General features: G+C 65.9%; 28 protein-coding genes. 10 read left to right on the top strand and 18 right to left on the bottom strand.

The features are described from left to right. Positions 1–24 precede the first annotated feature (24 nt). The 9 genes from KHP60_RS05955 to KHP60_RS05915 form a co-directional block, all read right to left on the bottom strand. Positions 25–273, bottom strand: coding sequence for an exodeoxyribonuclease VII small subunit (locus KHP60_RS05955; RefSeq protein WP_213562662.1), 249 nt, complete (start codon positions 271–273; stop codon positions 25–27). 35 nt (positions 274–308) lie between these two features. Next, entirely contained in the window at positions 309–3002 is a 2694-nt protein-coding gene (locus KHP60_RS05950; RefSeq protein ID WP_249688570.1) for a DUF2339 domain-containing protein, read from the bottom strand. 62 nt (positions 3003–3064) lie between these two features. After that, entirely contained in the window at positions 3065–3583 is a 519-nt protein-coding gene (locus tag KHP60_RS05945) for a tyrosine phosphatase family protein (RefSeq protein ID WP_213562660.1), read from the bottom strand. Between the two features lie 192 nt (positions 3584–3775). Then, on the bottom strand, positions 3776–4369 hold the full coding sequence (locus tag KHP60_RS05940; protein WP_213562659.1) for an HD domain-containing protein: 594 nt from the start codon (positions 4367–4369) through the stop codon (positions 3776–3778). Further along, entirely contained in the window at positions 4369–4977 is a 609-nt protein-coding gene (locus KHP60_RS05935; RefSeq protein WP_213562658.1) for a DNA-3-methyladenine glycosylase I, read from the bottom strand. Before KHP60_RS05935 ends, KHP60_RS05940 begins: the two co-directional genes overlap by 1 nt. 265 nt (positions 4978–5242) lie before the next feature. After that, a complete protein-coding gene (gene aac(6') / locus KHP60_RS05930; RefSeq protein WP_409366259.1) occupies positions 5243–5689 on the bottom strand; it encodes an aminoglycoside 6'-N-acetyltransferase in 447 nt (148 codons plus the stop codon). Between the two features lie 16 nt (positions 5690–5705). Next, positions 5706–6353, bottom strand: coding sequence for an FMN-binding negative transcriptional regulator (locus tag KHP60_RS05925; protein ID WP_213562656.1), 648 nt, complete (start codon positions 6351–6353; stop codon positions 5706–5708). A gap of 98 nt (positions 6354–6451) precedes the next feature. Next, positions 6452–8398: a PAS domain-containing sensor histidine kinase gene (locus KHP60_RS05920; RefSeq protein WP_213562655.1), complete on the bottom strand. Its 1947-nt coding sequence runs from the start codon at positions 8396–8398 to the stop codon at positions 6452–6454. Between the two features lie 108 nt (positions 8399–8506). After that, positions 8507–9385: a folate-binding protein YgfZ gene (locus KHP60_RS05915; protein WP_213562654.1), complete on the bottom strand. Its 879-nt coding sequence runs from the start codon at positions 9383–9385 to the stop codon at positions 8507–8509. Positions 9386–9459: 74 nt separating this feature from the next. Between KHP60_RS05915 and KHP60_RS05910 the strand changes: the two genes are divergently transcribed. Beyond that, positions 9460–10794 carry a dihydroorotase gene (locus tag KHP60_RS05910; RefSeq protein ID WP_213562653.1) on the top strand — a complete coding sequence of 445 codons (1335 nt, stop codon included), beginning with the start codon at positions 9460–9462 and terminating at the stop codon, positions 10792–10794. Positions 10795–10971: 177 nt separating this feature from the next. Here the strand turns inward: KHP60_RS05910 and KHP60_RS05905 are convergent, their stop codons facing one another. The 6 genes from KHP60_RS05905 to KHP60_RS05880 all read right to left on the bottom strand — a co-directional run bounded on the left by KHP60_RS05905 (position 10972) and on the right by KHP60_RS05880 (position 14644). Beyond that, positions 10972–11589, bottom strand: coding sequence for a hypothetical protein (locus tag KHP60_RS05905; RefSeq protein ID WP_213562652.1), 618 nt, complete (start codon positions 11587–11589; stop codon positions 10972–10974). Between the two features lie 12 nt (positions 11590–11601). Further along, positions 11602–11811, bottom strand: coding sequence for a hypothetical protein (locus KHP60_RS05900; protein ID WP_213562651.1), 210 nt, complete (start codon positions 11809–11811; stop codon positions 11602–11604). 182 nt (positions 11812–11993) lie between these two features. After that, the gene (locus tag KHP60_RS05895; RefSeq protein ID WP_152714631.1) at positions 11994–12257 is read right to left on the bottom strand and encodes a hypothetical protein; all 264 of its coding nucleotides are present in this window, start codon (positions 12255–12257) and stop codon (positions 11994–11996) included. A 226-nt stretch (positions 12258–12483) separates the two neighbouring features. Further along, a complete protein-coding gene (locus tag KHP60_RS05890) occupies positions 12484–13068 on the bottom strand; it encodes a TIGR02301 family protein (protein WP_213562650.1) in 585 nt (194 codons plus the stop codon). Continuing rightward, on the bottom strand, positions 13065–13514 hold the full coding sequence (locus KHP60_RS05885; RefSeq protein WP_213562649.1) for an NUDIX hydrolase: 450 nt from the start codon (positions 13512–13514) through the stop codon (positions 13065–13067). The genes KHP60_RS05890 and KHP60_RS05885 overlap by 4 nt, the downstream gene beginning before the upstream one ends. Then, entirely contained in the window at positions 13514–14644 is a 1131-nt protein-coding gene (locus tag KHP60_RS05880) for a citrate synthase family protein (RefSeq protein WP_213562648.1), read from the bottom strand. Before KHP60_RS05880 ends, KHP60_RS05885 begins: the two co-directional genes overlap by 1 nt. A 76-nt stretch (positions 14645–14720) precedes the next feature. Between KHP60_RS05880 and KHP60_RS05875 the strand changes: the two genes are divergently transcribed. After that, positions 14721–15791, top strand: a complete 1071-nt coding sequence (locus KHP60_RS05875) for a citrate synthase/methylcitrate synthase (protein ID WP_213562647.1) — start codon at positions 14721–14723, stop codon at positions 15789–15791. Positions 15792–15798: 7 nt separating this feature from the next. On the opposite strand, the gene KHP60_RS05870 is transcribed toward KHP60_RS05875, so the two are convergent. The 3 genes from KHP60_RS05870 to pdxH form a co-directional block, all read right to left on the bottom strand. Then, positions 15799–16200: a hypothetical protein gene (locus KHP60_RS05870; protein WP_213562646.1), complete on the bottom strand. Its 402-nt coding sequence runs from the start codon at positions 16198–16200 to the stop codon at positions 15799–15801. 40 nt (positions 16201–16240) lie between these two features. Further along, positions 16241–16963, bottom strand: a complete 723-nt coding sequence (locus tag KHP60_RS05865; protein ID WP_213562808.1) for an SDR family NAD(P)-dependent oxidoreductase — start codon at positions 16961–16963, stop codon at positions 16241–16243. 123 nt (positions 16964–17086) lie between these two features. Beyond that, complete coding sequence (gene pdxH / locus KHP60_RS05860; RefSeq protein ID WP_213562645.1) at positions 17087–17695, bottom strand: pyridoxamine 5'-phosphate oxidase; 609 nt, start codon at positions 17693–17695, stop codon at positions 17087–17089. Positions 17696–17794: 99 nt separating this feature from the next. Between pdxH and KHP60_RS05855 the strand changes: the two genes are divergently transcribed. The 8 genes from KHP60_RS05855 (at position 17795) to ribB (ending at position 25300) form a co-directional block, all read left to right on the top strand. Continuing rightward, a complete protein-coding gene (locus KHP60_RS05855) occupies positions 17795–18220 on the top strand; it encodes an RT0821/Lpp0805 family surface protein (RefSeq protein ID WP_213562644.1) in 426 nt (141 codons plus the stop codon). A 258-nt stretch (positions 18221–18478) separates the two neighbouring features. After that, positions 18479–19414, top strand: a complete 936-nt coding sequence (locus KHP60_RS05850; RefSeq protein WP_213562643.1) for a DnaJ C-terminal domain-containing protein — start codon at positions 18479–18481, stop codon at positions 19412–19414. 237 nt (positions 19415–19651) lie between these two features. Further along, entirely contained in the window at positions 19652–20476 is an 825-nt protein-coding gene (fabI, locus tag KHP60_RS05845; protein WP_213562642.1) for an enoyl-ACP reductase FabI, read from the top strand. Between the two features lie 42 nt (positions 20477–20518). Continuing rightward, entirely contained in the window at positions 20519–21112 is a 594-nt protein-coding gene (locus KHP60_RS05840) for a histidine phosphatase family protein (protein ID WP_213562641.1), read from the top strand. A gap of 49 nt (positions 21113–21161) precedes the next feature. Beyond that, the gene (locus KHP60_RS05835; protein ID WP_213562640.1) at positions 21162–21581 is read left to right on the top strand and encodes a hypothetical protein; all 420 of its coding nucleotides are present in this window, start codon (positions 21162–21164) and stop codon (positions 21579–21581) included. Between the two features lie 367 nt (positions 21582–21948). Then, positions 21949–22341: a hypothetical protein gene (locus tag KHP60_RS05830; RefSeq protein WP_213562639.1), complete on the top strand. Its 393-nt coding sequence runs from the start codon at positions 21949–21951 to the stop codon at positions 22339–22341. Positions 22342–22451: 110 nt separating this feature from the next. Then, a complete protein-coding gene (gene aroC, locus KHP60_RS05825; protein ID WP_213562638.1) occupies positions 22452–23567 on the top strand; it encodes a chorismate synthase in 1116 nt (371 codons plus the stop codon). A gap of 443 nt (positions 23568–24010) precedes the next feature. After that, on the top strand, positions 24011–25300 hold the full coding sequence (ribB, locus tag KHP60_RS05820; RefSeq protein WP_213562637.1) for a 3,4-dihydroxy-2-butanone-4-phosphate synthase: 1290 nt from the start codon (positions 24011–24013) through the stop codon (positions 25298–25300). Positions 25301–25328: the final 28 nt, after the last annotated feature.

The raw sequence follows: 25328 nt of genomic DNA, 5'->3' as shown, positions 1-25328 counted from the left end.
CTCAGGCATTCCCTGCCGAGCCGATTACTCCGCCACGTCCAGCGGAGCCGCGCCGGAGGCGGCACCGTCGGGGCCGATGGTGATCTTTTCGATGCGGGCCTCGGCTTTCTTGAGGAGCTGCTCGCAATGCTTCTTCAGGGCCTCGCCGCGCTCATAGATCGCGATCGAGTCCTCCAGAGGCACATCGCCGCGCTCGAGGCGCCGGACGATATCCTCCAGCTCGGCCAGGGCCTTTTCGAAGGGGAGGGTCTTGAGGGAAGCGGTGTCTGTCATGCGGTTATCCGTCAAATCTCTGTCCTTGCGCCATCTCACGATGGAATTGCGGCATCGCTTGGTCGGCGTGCGAGGAGTCTCTGATAGACGAGACCGATGCCGATGAGAACAAGCCCGAGCCCGATAAATGACAGGGCGCGCATCACGCCCTCTAGATTGGCGAGGTCGACGATGAAGACCTTCAGGACGGCCAGCACGAGGTAGATCGCCGACACGAGGCGGGCAGGGCGGTTGTTGAAGACGAGCCCGAGGCCGAGCAGGAGAATGCCGATGAGAAGCAGGGCCAGGGAATAGCTCCATTGCTCGCCCTGGGTGAATCCCTGCCACAGCGCCAGTTGAGGCCCTGCGGCGATCCGGCGGATCGCCAAGCCGACATAGGCCGAGAACAGGAGCAGGCTCAAGATGGCCGAGGACAGGCTGTAGAGGCGGGGCCGGGCGCGCCGCTCGAGAAGGGCCAGTGCGGCGGCCAGGACGGACGGCAGCAGATAGGCCGGGATCAGGGCGTTGAAGAGCGGCCCGCCCGGGATTTCTTCCTCCGTCAGAAGGGGATTGGCGACGAGAAGCAGCCCGCCCGCGCAGAGAACGAGGGACAGGGTCTTGAAGATCAGGGAGCCCCAGCGGTAGACCGGGTCGGATTGCCGGATATCAAGGCGCGTGAGGACAATCGCGAAGACGAGGCTTTCTGTCGCAACGAGCCCGATCTCCAGAAGATCGGTGGTTGCCGCCAGCGGATCCCCGGCGCGGAGCGCGTGGCGGATCTCGAAGAAGACCAGGAAGGCCGCGAACGCGATGCCCAGGCTCTCCGTCAGCCGCACGGTCCAGTCGCGGCCCGATCGCTGGAGCAGGCGGCCGGCGGCGAGGAAGGCCAGGGCCGGAACGCCATAGCCCCAGAGGAGCCAGTTGACCAGGATCAGACCGGGATCTCCCCCCACGATTGTCGGGTCCCAGATCAGCCTCCCGAAAATGATGATCCCGATGGCGCCCACGGCGTAGCGCAGGGCCGGAACGGCGATCCTGTCGGCCACCCAGGCGGTGCCCAGGGCCGTCAGGGCGAAGGCGACGGTGAGCATGCCCTTGTCGAGGGCGAAGGTCAGGCCCAGGGCCAGGGCCGCAAGCGCCGCCGAGGCGGCCGCGCCGAGCGTCAGGCGAATCGGGCCCGCCTGTCCAGAGGGCTGGCGATTGAGCCAGCGGGCGGCGGCGATGAAGGCCAGGGCGAGCCCGCCCGCCACCAGGGCGAAAGGCAGGCTCCGCTCGAATTCCGCAACCCGCCAATAGGCCGCGATGAGCGCCAGAAGCGGGCCGATGGCAGCCGCTCCCGCATACCAGGCGGCAGTGGAAAGGCGAAGCTCCGGTGAACGCGCCAGCCTGACCAGCGAAGCGCCCGCGATGGCGGCCGGAGCCAGAAGGGCGAGCGCGAGATAGGCTTCGATGGCATGGGGCCGCACGGCGAAGGCATCGCCGCTTTGGTAGAAGAGGTTCTCGGGCGTACCGCCGATCTCCGCCGCAATGGGCCAAACGAGAAGGGCGCCGGCGGCGGTCAGGGCGGCCCAGGCGGAGGCCGGAGCAGCCGACGGGAAACGGATGCCCGTTGCGAGCAGGACGAGCGCGATCGCGGCGACGAAGACCGGGCGTGCGTCCCCGGCCGCGACCGAGCCGGAGACGGCGATGCCGGCGAGGGCGAAGGCGAGAAGAATGCCGCTGGCGGGCCGGTCGACGCGGGCTTGCGCATCCGGGACATGGCGGTAGGGGACGACCACCAGGAAGACTGCCGCAAGGCCGGTCTGGATGACGAGATGCACCATGGCCGGCAGGGCATCCGTGGCGTCCATGATGAAGATCAGGAACGTCCAGGCGAGCACCCCGATGGGTGCGGCGAGCGCAAGCCAGCGCCAGAGGCGCAAACGCGCGACGCCGTAGGCGGGCAGCACCACGAAGGCGAGATAGATCACCAGGGCCCAAGGCTGAGGCCTGTCCGAGGAAACGAGAAGGGGGCTGCCGATCGCGCCGAGCAGACCGAGGGCCGCGAGGATGGGGCCGTGCAGCGTTGCCGCGATCATGGTCAGGACGGCCACGACGCCTAGAAGCACGAAGGTCACGCCGGGGCCGATCAGGCCGTAAAGGGCATAGGCCGCATAGGCCGAGGCAAAGGCCGTGCAGGTGCCCGCCGCCGTCAGAATAGCCGGCACGTTCGCGCCCGGAACGCCCGGCAGGCTGACGCGCTCCTCCCGGCGGCGCAGCCATTCGCCCGCACCGATCAGGAGGAGGGCGAAGAGCCCACCCAGGGCGACGCGGGTTCCAGGACTGAGCAGGTTCTGCTCAATGGAATAGCGCACGAGGAGGATCCCGCCGAGGGCCAGCGCGACCCCTCCGACCCAGACGGCCCAGCGCGAGCCGAGCTTCTCTTCGAAATCCCGCGTCTTCGCGCCTGGCTGCGCCGCCGCCGCGACCGGGATGGCCGGAACGGGCGCCGTCGCACGACCGGGCTCGAGGGGCGTTGCAGGCTCCGGTGCCGGTTCGGCGGGTTGCTCGATGGGCGTTTCCGGGAGCGGAGCGCGATCGACGGAGGGCGCCGGCGCGACCTCTTGAACCCTGATCCCGCGCAACTCACCCTCGAGGGTCGCGACGCGCCGCTGCAGGATGTCGAGCTTGCTGCGCGCCGACAGGCCGAGAGCCAGGCCCGCGATGGCGCAGACCGGGATGCTGATGACCAGCAGGGCGAGCAGGATCATGTCCAAGAGAGTGGGCCCCCGGGAATTGCACGGTTCGCCGCGACCGTCCCGTTTGGAATCGGTTAGCAGCCGTTAAGATGTAACATGAAGGGCGTGCCCTCCATAGCCTCGGTTCCCCGGCCGATGGTACGGATGGCGTCCACCATGCGCCCGCGCCTGTTCAGGATGTCGTCTGCGAGGGCGACGAAGCGGGCGTTCGGCGTCGCGCTGGGAGAGGCTTCCCTTAGGGAGGTGGCGATCGTCGTCTCGTCGCGCTCCGGCGCCAGGGCGCAGGCGGCGATGTAGGCGGCGGCCGTGGAGCGGCTGATTCCGGCCCAGCAATGGAACACGAGGGGACTTTCCCGTCCCCAGGCCCGGACGAAGGCGAGAAGCTGCTCGATATGCTCCGTGGCCGGCAGGACATAGCCCTCTAGGGGCTCCACGATGTCGCTGACGCCGATGAAGAGGTGGCGCTGGGCCGCGATCGTCTCCGGGCGCCGGACCTCGGCTCCGGCTCCCATGAGGCTCACCACATGGCTGGCGCGTGTCTCGGCGACAGTCTCGTGCAGGCGGGAGAGGGGGCAGACGTGAAGGGTCGGCATGGGCTGGATCTCATTACGGCTGGATCGTCTTACACGATTCGGTTCGACAACATGCCCTTGCCAAGTCACTCCAACCTCATCCTGAGGAGCCGCGCAGCGGCGTCTCGAAGGAGGCTCCAGTGCGTGCTGGAATCTCCTTCGAGACGGATTGCCGGTGCAATCCTCCTCAGGATGAGGTCGGTGTTTTAATTTTCACCGTTTCAGCGCCGCCGTCACCTTTTCCCGATAGCGGTCCTCGGCCTCCGCCACGGGCCAGGGCTCGAGAAGGGCGAGTACGGTTCGGGGCAGGGGCTCCGGCCGTCCGAAGATCTTGATCGCCTCCTCGCGGGAAAAGCCGGCGAGATGGGTCGCCTCCAGAAAGGCCGCCTGGCGGTCCGCCTGCTTGATGAAGCGCTTGAGCGCTGCGGCCGGCTGGGCGGGCAGGCCGAAATGCAGATGGATGGCCCCGAGCAGCCCCGCCTCGATGCTCTTGTAGGCATCGCCGATCACCGCCTTGAAGGGCGAGATGATGTCCCCGATCACGTATTCGGGCGCATCGTGCAGCAGCACGGCGAGATGCCATTCGCGTGACATCTCCGGATCGATGTGGCTCGCAATCGCCTCCACGAGCAGGCTGTGCTGCGCCACGGAGAAGATGTGCCCACCGACCGTCTGGCCGTTCCAGCGGGCGACGCGGGCGAGACCGTGGGCGATGTCGTCGAGTTCGACATCGAGCGGCGAGGGGTCGAGCAGGTTGAGGCGGCGGCCGGAGAGCATCCGCTGCCAGACGCGGGGTTCCTTGGCCATCAGCGGTTCTCGGCGAGTGCCCTGCATTCCGCGTGGCGGTAGCAGCCGGTGAGGTGGTCGTTCACCATGCCGACCGCCTGCATGAAGGCATAGACGATGGTGGGACCGACGAAGTTGAAACCCTCGGCCTTCAGCGCCTTCGAGATCCTGCGGGAAACCTCCGTTTCCGTCGGCACGTCGCGGCGGGTTTTCGCATCGGTCTGGACCGGCCGCCCGTCGACGAAATCCCACAGGAACCGCGAGAAGCCGCCGCGCTCCTGAATGACGAGCCAGGCACGGGCACCGGCGATCGTCGCCTCGATCTTGGCGCGGTTGCGCACGATGCCGGTGTCGAGCATCAGCGCCTCGACCTGCGCCTGATCGAAACGGGCGATCACCGCCGGTTCGAACCCGGCGAAGGCGCGGCGGAAGTTCTCGCGCTTTCGCAGGATCGTGATCCAGGAGAGGCCCGCCTGAAAGCCGTCGAGAATGAGCTTCTCGAACAGGGCGCGGTCGTCGAATTCCGGCACGCCCCATTCCGTGTCGTGATATTCGACGTAGAAGGGATCGGTGCCGGGCCACCAGCAGCGGGTCTTGTGGTCGGGATGAAGGATCAGTCCGTCGGTCATGAGACGTGTGTAGCGGGACTGCAGGGAAACGGGAAGGTACGGGCCTGGATGTCCGGCGCATAAATTCTCCCCTTCATCATGGCGTCCGACCGGGCTCTCAACTCCTTCGTCATCACCGGCCTTGTGCCGGTGATCCCGATTGTTCGGAGCGCAGCGCTTTTCCCATCGGGATGGCCGGGACAAGCCCGGCCATGACGTGCAGAGGCTTTCCACGGAAATCTGGTGAGTTCCTGGTTCCTTCTGCCGGCCAGACTTTAAGCACTGGTCAGAAGGACGACAGCGGCTTGCGGTAATAGACGACCCGCTCCGTTTCCTCGAAGCCCAGGGCCTTGTGCATGCTCTGCGAGGCGGCATTGTCGAGGAGGACGTCGGACGCGAATTCGCTGCAGCCGAGACGCCTCGCCCAATTCTCGACAGCCCTGCACAGCAGGCGTGAGAGCCCCCGGTTGCGGTGCTCCGGCTCCACATAGATCCCTTCGAGAAAGGCCACCGGGGACGTGCTGCAGCCGTTCACGTAGTCATGACGCAGCGCGGCTTCCGCGAAACCGGCTGCCGTGCCGTCGGGAAGGCGGACAAGGAAGGCGGCAGCCTTCTTCTGCTCCCAGAGCATGGCCTGCGCTTCGGAGCGATGCTCCTGCACCGGAGCCTCCGGCCAGAGGGCGTGGCGCAGGTCGGCCCATTCCTCCAGCGACTGGAGGGTGCAGGGCTCGATCCTCGGGCAATGTCCATCATTCACGGGGCAGGGCTCCCCGCGCGTCGACCAGATCGGCCATCCGGTGCGAGGCGTCGTCCTGAGAGAGACGCAGGCCTGCCGCCACACCGAGCCGGTCGGCCTCGGGGCGGTTCTGGCTCACCTTCCACTTGCCCTCGACCCGGGTGATCTCGATCTCGATGCCCACGATGCCCTTGAGCTGCGCGGCAACGAAGGGCGCGGGCGCATCGCTCACATTCCAGGGTTCCGGCCGCGGGGCTTCCTGCGTCTCCGTCATGGCGGCGATCTGCTGTCGCAGCCAGTCCGGATCGTCCCTGATCGTCAGGCGGCCGCGGGCCTGGACGATGGCGTAGTTCCAGGTCGGCACGACCTTGCCGTGCTCGCGCTTCGCCGCGTACCAGGACGGCGTGATGTAGGTCGCTGGCCCCTGGAAGACCACGAGAGCCTCCTGCGCGGGGTCGAAATTCCGCCATTGGGGATTGGCCCGGGAGAGATGGGCCTTGAGGGTTCCCAAGGCCGAGGCGCCGGCGTCCAGCACGAAGGGGATGGGGTTGGCCTCAAGTCCGGCACTGCCGAACGTCACCAGCAGCCCGAGCGGGTGGGCCTTGATGAGGGCGTGTTGAACCGCGAGGTCGTCCTCGCGAAAGTGCGGCGGCTGATACATGGCATTCCCGGTGTAACAGGGCGGGAATGCTAGCGAGTCACACGTGTTCGGACCAATCAAAAATCCCGATGCTCTGCATCACGTGAGGCGATGGCTTGTCAGGCTCCGGTTCGGAGCCCCCGCAGCTTTTCGGCCAGTTCCGTCCAGCGATAGGGCTTGCTGATGAAGGAGACGCCTGCGCCCAGGCCTTCGGAGGGCAGGGACGACATGGGATAGCCCGAGGCGAGCAGGATCTTGAGATTGGGCCGCATCTCGCGGGCTTTCCGGGACAGCTCGACCCCGTTCATGCCGTTGGGCATGATCACGTCGCTGAACAGGACATCGATGGAAGGATTGCCATCGAGGACCTCAACCGCCTCGTTGGCATCGGTCGCCGTCACGACGTCATACCCCAGGCTGTCGAAGATATCGCTTGCGACCTCCAGAACGGCAGGTTCGTCCTCGACGATCAGGACGGTCCCGGCGCTGTCCCGGACGGGGCGCTCCGTCTCGCCGTCCTCCTCGGCCGCCTCGTCTCCGGTTTCCTGGGCTGGCAGCAGCATCGTCACCTTGGTGCCTTGGCCCGGGGTGCTGTCGATCTTGATGTGCCCGCCCGACTGGGTGACGAAACCATAGACCTGGCTCAAGCCCAGGCCCGTTCCCTTGCCGAGTTCCTTGGTGGTGAAGAAGGGCTCGAAGACCCGGCTCACCGTCTCCGGCGCCATGCCGGTGCCTGTATCCTGCACCGTGATCGAGACATACTGGCCCGGCTGCAGGTTGGCGGCGGCGGAGTCCTTCTCGTTCAGAATCACGTTTCCCGTCATGATTTTGAGGGAGCCGCCATTCGGCATCGCGTCGCGCGCATTGACGATCAGATTGAGCAGGGCCGATTCGAATTGCGGTGCGTCGACGGACACCCACCGGATTCGCGGCGAAAGCGAAAGCTGCAGCCTGATCATCTCGCCGCAGGCCCGGCGCAGAACCGACTCGAAGCCTTCGATGAGCGTGTTCGGGCTATGTGTATCGGGCTGCAGGGGCTGACGGCGCGAGAAGGCGAGGAGCTGCTGCGTCAGCTTCGCGCCGCGTTCGGCCGCGCGCTGCGCGCTCTCGATCAGCTTGACGTCGCGGGGTTCGCGCACATTGCGCGTCAAAAGATCCAGGTTGTTGACGATGATCGTCAGCAGGTTGTTGAAATCGTGCGCGACACCGCCGGTAAGCTGTCCCACCGCTTCCATCTTCTGCGCTTGAAAAAGAGCCGCCTGTGCCTCTTCGAGCGCCTCCTGGGTCTTTCGGCGTTCGGTGATGTCGCGGGTGATCTTGGCGAAGCCGATCAGCTCGCCCATGTCGTTGCGAATCGGATCGATGACGACGCTGGCCCAGAACCGTGAGCCGTCCTTGCGCAGGCGCCAGCCTTCGGCCTCGAACTTGCCTTCGCGCGCTGCCGTGTCGAGGGCGCGCCGCGGCAGGTTCGTCGCAAGATCCTCTTCGGTGTAGAACTGCGAGAAGTGGTGTCCGATGATCTCGCTTTCGGCATAGCCCTTGATGCGCTGGGCGCCGGCATTCCAGTTCGTCACATGGCCTTGCGGATCGAGCATGTAAATGGCGTAATCCGTGACGCCCTGCACCAGCAGGCGAAAGCGCTCCTCGCTCTCCTTCAAGGCCTGCTGAGTCTTCTTTCTCTCGGTGAGATCTCGAGTGATCTTGGCATAGCCGAGCAAGTTGCCCTGACGGTCGCGGATCGGATCGATGACCACATGCGCCCAGAAGCGCGTGCCGTCCTTGCGGACCCGCCAGCCTTCGGCCTCGAACTTGCCTTCGCGCGCTGCCGTGTCGAGGGCGCGCTGCGGCAGGTTCGTCGCAAGATCCTCTTCGGTGTAGAAGCGGGAGAAATGTTCGCCGAGGATTTCGCTTTCCACATATCCCTTGAAGCGCTGGGCTCCTGCGTTCCAGCTGACGATCACGCCGGTCGGGTCGAGCATGTAGATGGCATAATCGGTGACCGCATCGACGAGGAGCTGGAAGCGTCCCTCCTGCGATGGTGTCGTTTCCCTTGGCACTACATTCATCCAGAAATTCCCCAGCCGGACCGTCTGTGCGTTTCTTCGGCATATAATCCGGCCCAGTGGATTATAACCCCGACCGGGTTCCGATGGTTCCTCAAGCCCGACTAGAACTTAAGACGGAGGCCCCGTCTCCCCGGGAAACGGAAAACCGATCCAGGAGGGCTTCTCGAGCGTCACCGGGATGCCTCCGGCCCGGATCGTCTCGCCGGCCTTGAGCGCATCGGCCGCCCGGTCGAGGCGGATCATCAGGAGCCCTCTGCCTTCGGCGCCGGTTCCGGTCTGGCCCAGGGCCTTTGCCCCGGCGGTGACCTCGACACCGACATCCGCCGCGAAGCCGCCTTCGTAAACGGCCGGCACGATGCGGGTGCGGGCCGTGCCTCGATGCTGCATGCGCGACACGACCTCCTGGCCGACATAGCAGCCCTTGTCGAAATCGACCCCGTTGAGCTGGTCCATCAGGGCCTCGTGGGGGAAGGCGTCGCCGAACAGGAAATCGCGGCCGCCCTCCGGCACGCCGAGCGCGATCCGATGAGCGTGGTACGCCTCGGCCGGATCCCCGCCGAATTCCGCAGCGTCCTGGGCCGCCACGAGGGCGCGCCAGCCGAGTGCGGGCAGGCGCGGGTCCTCGACCACGAGGCCCGCTTCGTCATCCGGTCTCTGCCCGTCCCAGCCGGCCACGACGGCGAGGGATTCGGACAGGTCCTCGACCGTCACCTTCGCCCGCAGCTTGTAGAAGCCGAGCCGCTTGGCGAGGTCGGGGGCGAAGACCTTGAGAACGTCGAGATAATAGGCTCCGCCGATCTCCTGCGGAGCCTGGAAGACGATGAAGTCGAACAGGATCTTGCCCTGTGGGGTCAGGAGAGCGCCGAGGCGCGCGGTGTGCGCAGACACACGATCCAGATCGCAGGTGATGAGGTTGTCGAGAAAAGTCTTGGCGTCCTCGCCCGAAACCCTTACCACCCCCCGGTCGGCCAGATGGACTGACGGCATGTGCCCGCTCTCCTTATCCTGATACGAGCGTGACATATGCCCGATCCGCAGCGGCCTCAAGGGATAGGATTGCCATGCCCCAGACCTTCGACCTGATCCTCAAAGGCGGCATCGTCGTGAACCACGACGGGCGCGTGGAGCGCGACATCGGCGTGCGTGGCGGCCGGATCGCCGCCATCGGCGATCTGTCTCAGGCCTTCGCCGGGCGGGAGATCGAGTGCCGGGGCCTTCACATCCTGCCGGGCGTCATCGACACCCAGGTGCATTTCCGCGAGCCCGGCCTCGACCACAAGGAGGATCTCGAATCGGGCTCCCGCGCGGCCGTCATGGGCGGCGTCACGGCCGTGTTCGAGATGCCCAACACCGACCCTCAGACCACGACGCCCGAGGCGCTCGCCGACAAGGTGCGGCGCGGCCATCACCGCATGCATTGCGACTTCGCCTTCTGGGTCGGCGGCACCCATGAGAATGCGAACGACGTGCCGGAACTGGAGCGTCTGCCGGGTGCTGCCGGCATCAAGGTGTTCATGGGCTCGTCCACCGGATCGCTCCTCGTGGAGGATGACGAGGGCATCGCCGATATCCTGCGCCGCACCCGCCGCCGCGCCGCCTTCCATTCCGAGGACGAGGCGATGCTGCGCGAGCGGAAGAATCTGCGCGTCGAGGGCGATCCGCGCTCGCATCCGGTCTGGCGCTCGCCCGAAGTGGCGCTCGCCTGCACGCAGCGCCTCGTGCGCATTGCCCGTGACACCAGCGCGCGCATTCACGTGCTTCACATCACCACCGCTGAGGAGATGGCGTTGCTGAAGGAGCACAAGGATCTCGTGTCGGTGGAGGTCACGCCGCATCACCTGACGCTGGCAGGACCCGAGGATTACGAGCGCCTCGGCACCTACATCCAGATGAACCCGCCCGTGCGCGACGAACTGCATCGCGCGGCGCTCTGGCAGGGCCTCGACGAGGGCGTCGCCGACATTCTCGGCTCCGACCACGCGCCGCATACGCGCCAGGAGAAGGACAAGACCTATCCCAACACGCCCTCCGGCATGACCGGCGTGCAGACCCTCGTGCCCGTGATGCTCGACCATGTGAATGCGAGCAGGCTGACGCTCGAGCGCTTCGTCGATCTCACGAGCGCTGGACCCAAGCGCCTCTTCGGCATCGCCAACAAGGGCCGCATCGCGGTCGGCTACGACGCGGATTTCACCGTGGTCGATCTGAAGCGCACCGAGACCATCACCAACGACTGGATCGCCTCGAAATCTCAGTGGACGCCCTACGACGGCAAAAAGGTGACCGGCTGGCCCATCGGCACGATCGTGCGCGGCAACGTGGTGATGTGGGACGGTTCGCTCGAGGCTTCGTCACAGGGCGAGGTGGTGCGGTTCGAAGAGACGCTTCGTCCGTGAAGAGGCGAGCCGCCTGATCCCCATTCGGCGCCGAGTCATGAAGCAACATGAACGACCCCGGCGTTCTTCCCAGGCGGTTCGTTACGGCGCGCCAGTGGATCAGATACCTTACGCAAATGCATAAGCCTGTTTATGGAGCACAATCCAGGAATAGGGGATCGGTCTTGATGCTATCTCTTACACGTCATCCCAGAGATTGATCCGAAAGGCTGTCTCGTAGCCGGCTCGATCTAAACGGTACCAGCCGCCACCGACTTTGGCGTCGACTTCGGATAATATCATTCCCTTATCGTGGAACTGAACTTTCCCATTGCCGTCGTGATTGAAGTACAGCGCTCCGGTGTCCTTATCGCGGACTTCGAAGACGCCCCAGCTCCACGTGCCGTCTTCGTATTTAACGAAGATGTCCCCTGTGACATCGGTGTTTTCGCCGATCGCAGAGACCGCAGCCTTCAATGTCTTCTCGAAGGTCTGGATTTCCCGCAATTCGGCGGGATGCATCTCGGCGGCCCTTCCGGGTCGAATGTTGGCCGACCCGCTGGCATCGTAGGACCAGTAATTGAGGATGCCCTTGTTTTCGAGCCTCATGATCTCGCCAAGGTGATGGGCAGCCTGGCTATTCCAGTTGTGGGTGCCGGCCACTGTCGCCAGTTTAGCCATTTCGGCCTCATGCTGAGCCTGGGCTCTGGCAGCGCTTTCCCGCATGTACGATGGCATGTCCTCGATGCTGTCATACGCCTCGACGCCCCAACTCGATCCGGTGGCGTAGGCCTTTTGCCTTGCGGCGTCGCGCAAAGCCTCATCGCGTCACGAGCCGTTCTGCTCGCTCATGCTCAACATTGCGCCGCCGATGGTGGCGGAGGCCTGCTTGAGAGAGTTGCCGGCTTGGCCTGAGATCCCGTTGGCGGTCTTGACGAAGTTGTCGGAGGCCGCGGTGGTCTTGGTGGTAGTGGCCTGGTCCGAGGTGAAGGTCGTCAAGACTTGAAGACCCTGCTTCAGAGTGGGATTGACGTGCATGGTGCCGGTCCTGGAAGGCTGCTGCCCGCGTCATGCCGGGGAGAGGACATGGCCGCATCATGCGCCACCGATAGGATTCGGCCGCTAGAATAGGCCTAAAAGGTTACCACAATTCAAACAGCTCCTTCGAGCCGCCGATATGTGCTGATCGCAAAGCCTCCTTTGTGGAAGCCCCGCCAACCTCAATGCTTCAGCGACATCGCCATCGAGAACGCACCCGTGCGGATCTTGTCCGGCAGGGTGGCCGCATATTCCGCAACGGCATCTTCGCCATAGGTGGCGACGAGTTCGGTGAAGGCCGCGAAAAGGGCCGCCTGGGCCATGCAATCGCCGTCGAGCCCATCGAGCTCGGCCTCGGCGAAGGCCTCGGTCACATAGCTCAGGGCCGCCTGCTTGAGGGCGCTGAGTTCGGGCAGCTCGTCGAGAGGGACGTCGTTTTCGTTCATGATCCATGCCCCTTTGAGGGGCGGCGCGCGAGTTCGGTTGAATCATTCTTAGACTTCGCGCCGACCCACCGCCAGCATCACCTTGCAAGGAGGTTAACGCGAGAGGGGTGGGATCGAAAAATGTGGATAAGAGGCGCCAGTGCAACACCGACGGCAGCCTGCGGATCAGAGACGGCCGTATGATGCACCGACGGCTCAGTGTCCGCTGAACACGAGCGTCCGATCGTCACCCGCCGTAGCGCCCGGTGATGTTGCGGGCGAGCTGCTCCCCTTCCGCCAGGAACCGCACGGAAGCCTCCTGGGCGGACGGAGTGCAGATCCGGTAGGTGAGGGCATAGGCCCGATAGCCCTTGTTGTAGGCGCCGGCGAGACGCTCGCGGCGCCCGGGCGTCGTCCCTTCCGCGTCGAGCAGGACCTGCATGCGCCGGCCCCATTCGGTGCTGTCGGGGGCGCTGCAGAGGGGGCGCAGCATGGCGAGAGATCCCATGATTTCGGCGAGCCGCAGCAACTCCTTTTCGTACGGCGCCGGCGGTGGCTCGACTGCCGGAGCCGGTTCCGCCTGCTGCTGCGGCGGCTGCTGCTGCTGAGCAGCCGGTTTCTGCTGCTGTTGCTGAGGGCGCCGCTGCTGGGGTGACTGCTGCTGCGGTCGGTACTGCGGCTGAGGGCGATACTGCTGCTGCGGAACCGGTTGGCCGGGCTGCGGCCTCGGGGGCACGCCGAACAACCGCTCGAAGAAGCTCTGAGCCGCCGCGGGCTCTGGCACGGCCAGCAAAAGGGCGGGAAGGACGAGGAGCAGGCGCGCACGCGTCATGACCCTAGGTCCTGATGCGCGAGCCGGAAGGCCTGTTCCAGAATCCCGGTGAGCCCTGCCGTCATCGGCAGATCGGTGATGTCCCGTTCCGTGACCCAACGGATTTCCTTTGCTTCCGGACCTGTCTGGGGTTCGCCCGAAACCCAGCGGGCGGCGTGGGCGGCGATGACGACGTGATGCTTTATATGGCCTTTCTCGTCCCTTTCAATGAATTCCACCGGGGCGATGAGGCCGATAAGCTTGGCCTCAACCCCGACCTCCTCGCGAAGTTCCCGAAGAGCGGCCTCGCCCAGGGTTTCGCCGGTCTCGACCATGCCGCCGGGCAGCGAGAACAGACCCTCGCTCGGCGGCTTGCCCCGGGCGGCGAGCAGGATGTGCCCGTCCCGCAGCACGGCGACAGAGGCTGCGAGGATCGGACGGGAGGGATAGAGGCGGTCGCTGGTCATCAGGAAGACTTCCGGGCAGATGGGTCGTCCGCCGCCACATAGCGGGCCCGCGGCCGGATGAGGGCCGCCTGGCTGCGCTGCTCGATGGCATGGGCGAGCCATCCCGCCGTGCGTCCGACGGCAAAGACCGTAAACGCAGCCCCCACGGGCAGTCCATAGGCCCGCTCCATCATCACGAGAGCCACATCGACGCTGGGAGAGCCGCCGGAGGCGGTTGCGATCGTCTTCAGGGTCGTGGCGTCCGAGGCGAGCAGCGGCACATTCTCCAGAAGAGCCTCGGCCCGCGGATCGCCGTCCGGATAGAGGCGATGCCGAAAGCCGGGATGTGGCGCCGCCCTGGGATCGTCCAGAAAGGCTCTGACCCGCTCCGTCATTCCCCCATGGTAGGGGCCACTCAGAGCCACGAGGCCCGCAATCGTCGCATAACGCAGGGATGCGCCGGTCGAGGCCGTGACCCGCACCGCGAAGGACGATGAGCTGAGTTCATGGTCGGCACAGAGGACAAGGGCGCGGCGGATCGCGTCCGTCGCCTGCGAAGAAGCCTTCCAGGTCCGGGCCAGGTGCTCATGCAGCGGCACGGTACCCGGATCGTCCCCGCCGGCAGCGGCGGCCATCAGGCGAAGGATCGCCGCCACCTCGGCCGCCCGGGTTTCCTTGAGCGCCGGCTCCGACAGGAGCCGGACCGCCTGTGCCACGAAGGCATGAGGGCCGAGGACCGGGCCGGGCAGGGGCCCCGGGATCCGGGACGGGCGGAGGAAGGCTTCCTCATCCAGGCCGCCGATCAGCAGGCGAGCGGCGTCCTCGAGGCTGGCGTTGCGGGCCAGGGCGACGGCATCCTGACCGCGATAGAACAGGCGCCCATCCTTGATCTGGGTGATGCTGGTTTCCAGCACGGGCAGCCCCCAGTCGAGCGCGGTGGCGGCCGCGACGGCGGGGCGGCGGAAGCGGGCCTTGCGCTCCACCAGCGTCTCTACGTCCTTCACGGCATAGAGCCGCTGGCGCGGATCGTGCGGCGAGGAAAAGGAGCGGATGAGGCCGCGGCTCACATAGGCATAGAGGCTCGCGCGGCTGATGCCGAGGCGGGACGAGGCTTCTTCGGCCGATGCGAGATCGAGGGATGCGGTGCTCATATGTTGATATGTTGATTCAAGATTGACGGTCCGGCAAGTCCGGCATGAAGCTCTCCCGCAAAGAAGGAGAGAGCGCATGACCATTGGACTTGACGACGTCGTGGCGGCCGAGACCGCCCTCAGCCATGTGGATGGCGAGGCCGGGCGCCTGATCATTGGCGGACACGATCTCGAGGAACTCGCCGGCCGCGTCGCCTTCGAGGATGTCGTGGCAATGCTCTGGAGCGGCCTTGTTCCGGAGGGGATCGCTGATCCCCAGGCGCTTCTCGGCAATGCCCGGGTGAGGGTCTATGGGCACCTTGCGCCGCTAGCGGTTCGGTTGGCCGGCCTCACGCCCGTCGAGGGCATGCGGCTGCTCCTGTCGAGCCTGCCCGATGCGGAGGACGACCATCCCGCTCTGGCCGTCGGGGCCGCCGGCGTCGCGGCCGCCGTGGCGGTGCGGGGCGCGCAGGGTCTAGGACCCGTGGAGCCCGATGCCGGCGCAGGTCATGCAGCCGACATTCTGCGCATGATGCGCAACGGGCCCGTTGCTGCGGACGAGGTGCAGGGTCTCGACACCTATCTCGTGACGGTGATCGACCATGGGCTCAACGCCTCGACGTTCACGGCGCGCGTGGTCGCCTCGACGCAGGCCGGCATCCTGTCCTCCGTCGTGGCGGGGCTCTGCGCCCTGAAGGGACCGCTGCACGGCGGCGCGCCGGGCCCCGTGCTCGACATGTTGGACGCGATCGGCCGTGTCGAGAATGCGGAGATCTGGCTCGATGATGCCATCGCACGGGGCGAGCGCCTCATGGGTTTCGGTCACCGCATCTACCGGGTGCGCGATCCGCGGGCGGATGTGCTCAAGGCGGCCGTCGGACGGCTGAAAGGGAAGGACAACCGCATCGCCTTCGCGGAGGCCGTCGAGGCCGCGGCCCTGAAAGTGCTGGAGCGCCGCAAGCCCGGACGGCGGCTCGACACCAATGTGGAGTTCTATACCGCCGTTCTGCTCGACGCCCTCGGTGTTCCCCGGGAGGGTTTCACGCCGCTGTTCGCTGCAGGGCGCACGGCGGGCTGGGTGGCCCATGCCATCGAGCAGAGTCGCACCGGCCGCATCATCCGGCCTCAGTCGCGCTATGTGGGAGCGTGGCCCGCTCAGGCGGCCTGACGGTGTCCTACTCGGCCGTCTCGTCCGGCCGCCGCGCCAGACAGGGATCGAGGACGATGTAGTCGGGATTGGGCCGGCTGTAGCCGCCGGTGACCGTCACCACCTCGCCGACCTTCATGTCGTTGGTCTGGTAGGTCACGCAGAGCACCTTCGGGTCCGGCGCGGTGCCGCACACGCCGAGATAGGCCAGCGTGCCGTCGAAATGCACGAGGGCGAGGGGGCCGGTCACGCTGAAATCAATCCGGGTCGCGCCGGTTTCGCGATCCTTGGTCAGCTCCCGCACCTCATGGCACTGCGCCCTGTAGGAGGGCGTCATGTCCGGGTCGGCGAACGGGTTCTTCCCGGGCTGTTCCTGGCCGCGCGCGTCCGGCATCGAGCCGATGACCAGCACGGCCGTGAACGCGAGCATGAGGCTTCGTGCCGGGTGCCGGAGCGGCATCATCCACCGCCTAGACGTGCTGGCCGCCGTTGATGTGGAGCTCCGCGCCGGTGACGTAGGAACTCGCATCCGTGCAGAGGAAGTAGATGGCCTTGGCGACCTCGTCCGGAGTGCCGAGGCGGCGCATCGGCAATTGCTCGACGATCTTCTCCGTCCCTGGCGAGAGGATCGCCGTGTCGATCTCTCCCGGCGAGATGGCGTTCACGCGCACGCCCAGCGGCCCGAAATCGCCGGCCATCTCGCGGGTGAGGGCTGCGAGCGCCGCCTTGGAGGTGGCATAGGCCGCGCCCGCGAAGGGGTGGACGCGGGAGCCCGCGATGGAGGTCACGTTGACCACCGAGCCCTTGGCCTTCGTGAGTTCGTCCTGCAGGCCGCGGGCCAGCATGATCGAGGCGAAGAAATTGACCTGGAAGACCCGCAGCCAGTCCTCGTAGCTGGTGTCGAGGGTTCCCAGCCGTGAGCCGCCCGAACCTTTGGGGGAGATCCCCGCATTGTTCACGAGCGCGTGCAGGCAGCCGCCCTCGGCGGCGAGCCGCTCCTTGACCTCTTCGATGGCGCGGCGGGTGTCCTGGGCATCCGCAAGATCGACCTGGAGGTGATCCTCCGGTCCCATCTCCCACGGGCAGTTTTCCGGAAAACCGTGCCGCGAGCAGGTGATGACCCGCCACCCGGCCGCCGAGAAACGCTTGACGGTGGCATGCCCGATTCCCCGGCTGGCGCCGGTGAGCAGCATGATGCGGCGGGAATTGCTGGCGGAGGACGACATCTGGGTTTCTCAGGTGAGAGGGCGCAGACCTTTAGAGCATCGGACCCGAAAGTGGAATGCACTTTCGGGTCCGATGCCGGGGAATGCATGTCAGGGATACAACCGCACCTTCCGCCAGCCTTCGCCCTCGCGGGTGAAGGCGACCCGGTCGTGGAGGCGGAACGGCTTGTCCTGCCAGAACTCGATGGACACTGGCGCGATGCGGAAACCCGTCCAGTGGGGCGGGCGCGGCACCTCGCCGATGGCGTATTTCGCGGTGTGCACGGCCACCGCCTTCTCCAGGGCGAAGCGGCTTTCCAGCGGGCGCGACTGCTGGCTCGCCCAGGCGCCGATGCGGCTGTCGCGGGGGCGGCTCTGGAAATAGGCGTCGGCTTCCGCGTCGCTGACGATGGTCACCGGGCCCCGGGCGCGGACCTGCCGGCGCAGGCTCTTCCAGTGCAGGACGAGCGCGGCCTTCCTCTGGCCCAGAAGCTCCTGGCCCTTGTTGGATTCCGTGTTGGTGTAGAACACGAAGCCGTTCTCGTCGAAGCCCTTGAGCAGCACCATGCGGACATTGGGCAGCCCGGTCTCGTCGACGGTCGCCAGCGCCATGGCGTTGGGATCGTTGGGCTCGGAGGCCTCGGCTTCCGTCATCCAGGCCTTGAAGAGCGCGAAGGGCTCCTGCGATTCCGTGAAGTCACCGGTTGTTAACGGGTTCAATGTCTTATCTCGTTCTGTGACTTTTGGTTCTGGGGGATCCGACGCGTGACGTGGATCAATGCGCGCCGTTATAGATCAGATGCTGTCCGGAGCGAAGCCATGAAGCTGTTGGCGGTCGGGCTGATTGCCCTGTCCACGGGCGCATGCAGCTTCTCCTTCGGTCTCTCCGCCTTGGACGATGACGAACCCAAGTCGACCGGCGCCATCGGCACCAAGGCGGTCACCCCCCTGTCGGCCGATCTCGACGACGAGGACTGGCGCCGGGCCAAGGCGGCGCTCGCAGTGGCCCTCGATCCTCAGGGTCCCGGCACCCAGGTGTCGTGGGACAATCCCGCCACGACCATGAAGGGCACCTTCACGCCGGTGGGGGCGCCTTTCGTGAAGAACGACGAAATCTGCCGCAGCTTCTCGGCCCAACTGAGCGGCCCTTCCACGGCCTCCCTGCACGGAACGGCGTGCCGGCCTTCTGGGGGCGAATGGGCGATCAAGGACGTCAAGCCACAGAAGGGCCAAGCCAAAGTCTAACTCTTGCAATGTCCAGCTTTAGCCGGTTGCGGCGTTGCAAACGGGCAACACTTCGCCCATATGACCGTCAAACCCGTTGAGCTCTGGCGCATCGTGCGGAAAAGTGGACCCGGTTTTCGCTGACGCGGCCCTCTGGGTCCGCTCCGAACGGTGCGCCAGAGCTCAGAAGATGAGCATCGGATGGATCCCAAAAGTGCATGTCCACTTTTGGGTCCGATGCTCTAGAGGCTCCCATTCCGACGGTTCATGGATCCCACGATGCGAAACCCTTACGACGTTCTAGGCGTATCCCGCTCCGCGAGCGAAGCGGAGATCAAGAAGGCGTTCCGCAAGCTCGCCAAGACCTATCACCCGGACAGCAACAAGGACGATCCCAAGGCGAAGGACAAATTCGCCGAGGCGAACTCCGCCTATGAGATCCTGGGCGATGCGGGCAAGCGTGCCCAGTTCGACCGGGGCGAGATCGATGCGGAAGGCAAGCCGCGCTTCCAGGGCTTCGAAGGCTTCGGCGGCGGGCGGGGCGGTGCGCGGCCCGAGGACTTTTCCGGGTTCAGCGGATTCGGCGGCTCCCGCCGCTCGAGCCGGAGCGGCTTCGGGGCCGATCTCGGGGACGACATCTTCTCCCAGTTCTTCGCCGACGCCTTCCGCCAGGGTGGCGAGAGCCCGCGGCAGAGCCGCTCTCGCTCCCAGAAGGGCGAGGACGTATCCGCGACCCTGACCGTGACACTGGAAGAGGTGGCGCAGGAGGCCAAGAAGCGCATCAGGCTCTCCACCGGCCGCGACGTGGACGTGGTGATCCCCAAGGGCGTGAGCGACGGCCAGGTGATCCGCCTGCGGGGGCTGGGCCAGGGAGCTCCCGGGATCGATCCCGGCGACGCGCTGCTCACCATCAATTTCGCCCGCCATGAGCGCTTCACGCCCGATGGATCCGATCTGCGCCTGCGGCTGCCAGTCGAGATCGAGGAGGCGATCCTCGGCGGCTCGATCCGCGTCCCGACCCTGACCGGCACGGTGGAGATGGCGATCCCGCCCATGACCAATTCCGGCCGCACCTTCCGCCTGCGCGGCAAGGGCCTGCCCACCAAGACCGGGCACGGCGACCTCTTCGTGACCACGGAGATCAGGCTGCCCGAGGTCGTGGACGAGGAGCTGATCGACTATGCCCGCAAGCGGCGCTCGGCCAAGGCGAAGTAGGATAGATAATGTCCTCCGCACATCATGGCCGGGCCTGTCCCGGCCATCCCGATCCTGTGGAACGCAGCGCCTTTCCCATCGGGATCACCGGCACAAGGCCGGTGATGACGTGGCGGGGATTGTCGCTCCAGGCGGCCGGATCGGATAAACGACTGCCAAGAGGGCTTCCCCGGGGTCGCCGGGTCGGCTAAAGAGGCCGTTCTTTATTGACCTGTCCAGCGACGATCTAGGTGAATCATGGCGGAGACGAAGGCCACCGGCATCCTGGCCGGTAAGCGTGGCTTGGTGATGGGCGTGGCGAACAACCGTTCGATCGCCTGGGGCATTGCGCAGGCTGCTCGCCAGCACGGAGCGGAACTCGCCTTCACCTATCAGGGCGATGCCCTGAAGAAGCGCGTCGAGCCCCTGGCGAAGGAACTCGACGCCGCGGTCGTCGGCCATTGCGACGTGACGGACGGCGCCACCATCGATGCGGTGTTCGAGGAAGTGAAGAGCCTCTGGGGCTCGATCGACTTCGTGATCCACTGCATCGCGTTCTCGGACAAGGACGAACTCACCGGCCGCTATGTGGAGACCTCCGAGGGCAACTTCACCAAGTCGCTCCTGATTTCCTGCTATTCCTTCACGGCCATCGCCCAGCGGGCCGAGAAGCTGATGAACGACGGCGGCTCGCTGCTGACGCTGACCTATTACGGCGCCGAGAAGTGGATGCCGCACTACAACGTCATGGGCGTGGCCAAGGCGGCGCTCGAGGCTTCGGTGCGCTATCTGGCGGCCGATCTCGGGCCGAAGAACATCCGCGTCAACGCCATCTCGGCCGGCCCGATCAAGACGCTCGCCGCCTCCGGCATCGGCGACTTCCGGTACATCCTGAAGTGGAACGAATACAACTCGCCGCTCCGCCGCACGGTCACCATCGAGGAGGTCGGCGAGACGGCCGCCTATCTCGTGTCGGACATGTCCCGCGGCATGACCGGCGAGATCCTGCACGTGGATGCCGGCTACCACGTGGTCGGCATGAAGAACCCGGACGCGCCGGATCTCTCCCTCGATAAAGAGTAACGTCAGCGTATCCCGTCACCTAAGCGTATCGGATTTGAAGCCGTGACCCCGTCCCGCCCCAAGATCTACTTCATTCGCCATGGCGAGACGGACTGGAATCTGGAGGGACGGCTCCAGGGCCAGAAGGACATCCCGCTCAACGATGTCGGCCGCGTCCAGGCCGAAGAGGCGGCGCGCAAGCTCCAGGGTCTCGTGCCGCATGTCGAAGACCTCGCCTATGTGGCGAGCCCCATGATCCGCACCCGCGAGACCATGGAGATCCTGCGCAAGACCCTGGGTCTGCATCCCGAGAGCTACAGGCTCGACGAGCGCCTGGTCGAACTGACCTTCGGCGTCTGGGAGGGCATGACCTGGAAGGAGGTCCGCAAGGCCGAGCCGGCGCTGGCGGCGCTTCGCGAGCAGGACAAGTGGCATTACGCTCCGCCCGGCGGCGGCGAGAGCTACGCCATGCTGGTCGACCGCATCCGCCCGATTCTGGACGATCTCACCCGCGATACGGTGATCGTCGCCCATGGCGGTGTCGCCCGGGCCTTCCTGTCGATCTGCTGCGGTGTCTCGTCCCGTCAGGCCGCCAGCATGGATATCTGGCAGGGCAGGGTGCTCGTCATCGAGGGACGCAATTACCGCTGGGCGTGACGGGCAGGCACCGAGACAACTTATCCCGGGCCTCCCGCGTTGACGGGGTATGCAATACATCTGCGATGCCCCGGGGGCGAAGACGTGGTTCCGGATCGAGACCGAGGGCGAGGCGGCTCTTGAATCGGACACGATGGGCCACGCGGTCGAGAAGCACTTCCGCCACGCCTGGGAGGCGGCTGCCAATGGCTACCAGGCGACCTCCAGCCCCTTCATCGAGCGGGACATCGGTCTCAGGGCGCATGTGCAGCGTTCCATGCCCCTGTTCCTGACCCTGCGGGACGAGGAGGGGAAGGCGCTCGTCACGGCGATGCTGCCGCCGGGCGGCGAGGACGATCCGGGTTTCAGAAGCATCGTCGTCGGCCCCGAGAACCACGATCCCTATCCGGAGCATGGCGACGCCATTCTGGGACTGGCCAGGCATTTCGGCCTCACCCTCGACCGCGCCCGTTGCTATCCCTATCGGTGAGCGCGAGACCGTCCTCCCTCCGCCTTGGAGGGATGACTGGTCCGGGACGCCGAGGCACCCGCGGACCGTTTATGCATCCCGGCGGATATCGGCCGGGGCGCGGATCCGCTGAGACGCGCTGTGCGATGCATGCCCGACCCGTGCGGGGGCTTTCGCGCTCTCCGGTCCGGAAATACTGTCCTTGGTCATACTGTCCTTAGTCCCGCACCGGCCTTGGTCCCACGCTCCCTCGTCATGGCCGGGCTTGACCCGGCCATCCCGATTCGTGAGGCGCGGCGCTTCTCCACGTCGGGATACCGCCTATTGTTGAGCTTCGCCTGAGAATATGCTCTTAATTGATACTCAATTACATTTTTGGAGGGCCGCCATGTATCGCATCATTGCCGTCGCAGCAGGGTTGGCCCTGCTGACGGGCGCAGCATCCGCCGAGACCATCGAGCGAACCGTCAAGGCGAACACCGTCTCCGCGATCGGCGGCTTCCTCGGTTACGAGGTGGACACCTGTTATCCCTCGAACATTCCCGACGTGAAGGTTCGTCAGGCACCGACCAACGGAACCTTTCAGATCCGCCCGCACGAACAGGCGCTGGGGAAGGACACGCGCTGCCCCGGCACGAAGGTCCGGGGGCTCGCCTACGTCTATACGCCCAAGAAGGGTTTCAAAGGGATGGACGAAGTCGTTCTCGACATTCCATGGAGCTGGAACGAGGTCAGTCCCCAGGCGATCATGACCCATACCTACCGGATCCGCGTGGAATGACGCGGCTCAAGCCGCAGCAGGAGTTCACCTGCCGGTCGAAGAGCAGGTTGCATCGCGCGTGACACCCGGGCGCTTTGGTTTTAAGACGCCCTGAACATCGAAGAAGCGCCATGTCCCACAACACCTTCGGCCACCTGTTCCGCGTCACCACCTTCGGCGAGAGCCACGGACCTGCCCTGGGCTGCGTGGTCGACGGCTGTCCGCCCATGATCCCGCTCGAGGCCGCCGAGATCCAGGCGGAGCTCGACCGGCGCCGGCCGGGCCAGTCGCGCTTCACCACCCAGCGCCAGGAGCCGGACCAGGTGAAGATCCTCTCCGGCGTGTTCACCGACGAGCGCACGGGACGGCAGGTGACGACCGGAACGCCGATCGCGCTCCTGATCGAGAACGTCGATCAGCGCTCCAAGGATTACTCCGAAATCAAGGAGACCTACCGCCCGGGGCACGCGGATTTCACCTACGACGTGAAATACGGCATCCGCGACTATCGCGGCGGCGGCCGCTCCTCGGCCCGCGAGACCGCGGCGCGCGTGGCGGCCGGCGCCATCGCCCGCAAGGTGCTTCCCGGAATCACCATCCGCGGGGCTCTCGTGCAGATGGGGCCGCACGCCATCGACCGCGGCAACTGGGACTGGGACGAGGTGGCGCGCAATCCGTTCTTCTGCCCGGACGCGAAGGCGGCCCAGTTCTACGAGGAGTATCTCGACGGCCTGCGCAAGGACGGCTCCTCCATCGGGGCGGTCCTCGAGATCGTGGCCGAGGGTGTGCCGGCGGGTCTCGGCGCGCCGATCTACGGCAAGCTCGATTCCGACCTCGCCTCGGCGCTCATGTCGATCAACGCGGTCAAGGGCGTGGAGATCGGGGACGGCTTCGCGGCGGCCGCCCTGCGCGGCGAGGAGAATGCGGACGAGATGCGCCCCGGCAACCAGGGCGCGCCCACCTTCCTGTCGAACCATGCCGGCGGCGTGCTCGGCGGCATCTCCACGGGCCAGCCGGTGGTGTGCCGCTTTGCCGTGAAGCCGACCTCGTCGATCCTCACGCCGAGGGCCAGCGTCACCCGCGCCGGCACCGAGGCGGAGGTCCGGACCAAGGGCCGGCACGACCCCTGCGTCGGCATCCGGGCGGTGCCGGTAGGAGAGGCGATGGTCGCCTGCGTCGTGGCGGACCACCTTCTGCGCCACCGGGGGCAGGTCGGCGAGAGACCGTCCTGGCCATTCGACGCTTGAGATCACCCAGGCGTCATCAGCCTCATCTGCAGGTTGAAGGAAGAGGAAAGAGCGTGGGCACAACCTGAACGTCATGGCCGGCCTTGTGCCGGCCATTCCGATGCTGAGAGGTGCTGTACCTTTCCGATCGGGATCACCGGGACAAGCCCGGTGATGACGTGGAGGAGGTGACGACGTGGAGGGAGAAGTGAAAGGCTGCGGCTCGTCCGGCGTCGTCCATCATCCGCCCGCAGACGTCATCACACCCTCACACGTCATGGCCGGGCTTGACCCGGCCATCCCGATCCGTGAGGCGCGGCGCTTCTCCACATCGGGAGCACCGGCACAAGGCCGGTGATCTCGACGGAACTGGACCCGGCGCCCTCGGCCCTCCAGCGAATTTGCAAAGGCCGAATTGCAGATTTTAGTTTTACTAAAATCTCTTCATCCGCTAAGCCACCGGCATGAAACTGGCTGAATGGTTGTCGCGCAATGGTGTGTCACGCGTCGCGTTCGCGCGGCGGATCGGCGTCACCCCTGGCGCCGTCACCCAGCTGTGCAATTACGATCAGGCTTGGCTCTCCCGGGACACCGCCGAATTGATCGCCCGTGAAACCCGGGGGGCTGTCACGCCCAATGATTTTCTTCCCCAGTCCGCCAAGGAGGCCTTGATGCCCCATTCCGTAAACGAAGCCATCGAGGCTTTCGCCCGCGGTGAAATCGTCATTGTCACGGATGACGACGATCGCGAGAACGAGGGCGATCTTATCGTCGCCGCCTCCCTCTGCACGCCGGAGAAGATGGCCTTCATCATCCGCAACACCTGCGGTATCGTCTGCGCGCCGCTCACGGTCGCGGAGGCCCGCCGCCTCCGGCTTGACCCGATGGTGCAGTCAAACGACGCGCCGCTCGGCACCGCATTCACGGTCACCGTAGACGTGAAGCACGGGCTGACCACGGGGATCTCCGCCGAGCAGCGCTCGAACACCGTGCGGGCGCTCGCCAACAACAACATGGGCGCGGCCGATTTCGTGCGTCCCGGCCATGTCTTTCCGCTCATCGCCAAGGATGGCGGTGTACTCATGCGCTCCGGCCACACGGAGGCCGCGGTCGACCTCTGCAAGCTCGCGAACCTGCCGCCGGTGGGCGTGATCTGCGAACTCGCCAACGACGACGGCACGGTGATGAAGGGGCCGCAGATCGACGCCTTCTCCGAGAAGCACAACCTCAAGCGCATCTCGGTCGCGGATCTCATCGCCTACCGCCAGGCGCGGGAAAAGCTCGTCGAGCGCATCGGGACGTTCCCGGTGGAGACCCAATGGGGGCCGTTCACGGGCTATGCGTATTCGACGCCCTTCGACAGCGTGCAGCACATCGCCCTCGTCCATGGCCGCATCGGCGACGGCACGAACATTCCGGTGCGCCTGCATCGCGCCAATGCCCTCACCGACGTGTTCGAGGGCGGCAGGACGGTGAATGCCGCCCTGCAGCTTTTCGTCAAGGAGGGCAGGGGCGTGCTCGTCTATCTGCGCGACGGCACCGCCGGCGTACCGACCACGTCCTTCTCGGACACCGAAGACACGGGATCGGAAGCCATGCGCTCGAGCCAGTGGCGCGAGATCGGCCTCGGTGCGCAGATCCTGCGGGATCTCGGCGTCGCGTCGATCCGCAATCTCGCCACCTCGAGCCGTTCCTATGTGGGCCTGAGCGGCTTCGGCATCGAGCTGCTGGGGGACGAGCCGATCGAGTGTTGAGGTCAGTTGCCCGGACAGGCAGTGTGAC

Origin of the sequence: Microvirga sp. 3-52 (assembly GCF_018383585.1) — a bacterium.
GTDB lineage: Bacteria > Pseudomonadota > Alphaproteobacteria > Rhizobiales > Beijerinckiaceae > Microvirga.
This window is presented reverse-complemented; position numbering and strand designations above follow the sequence as displayed.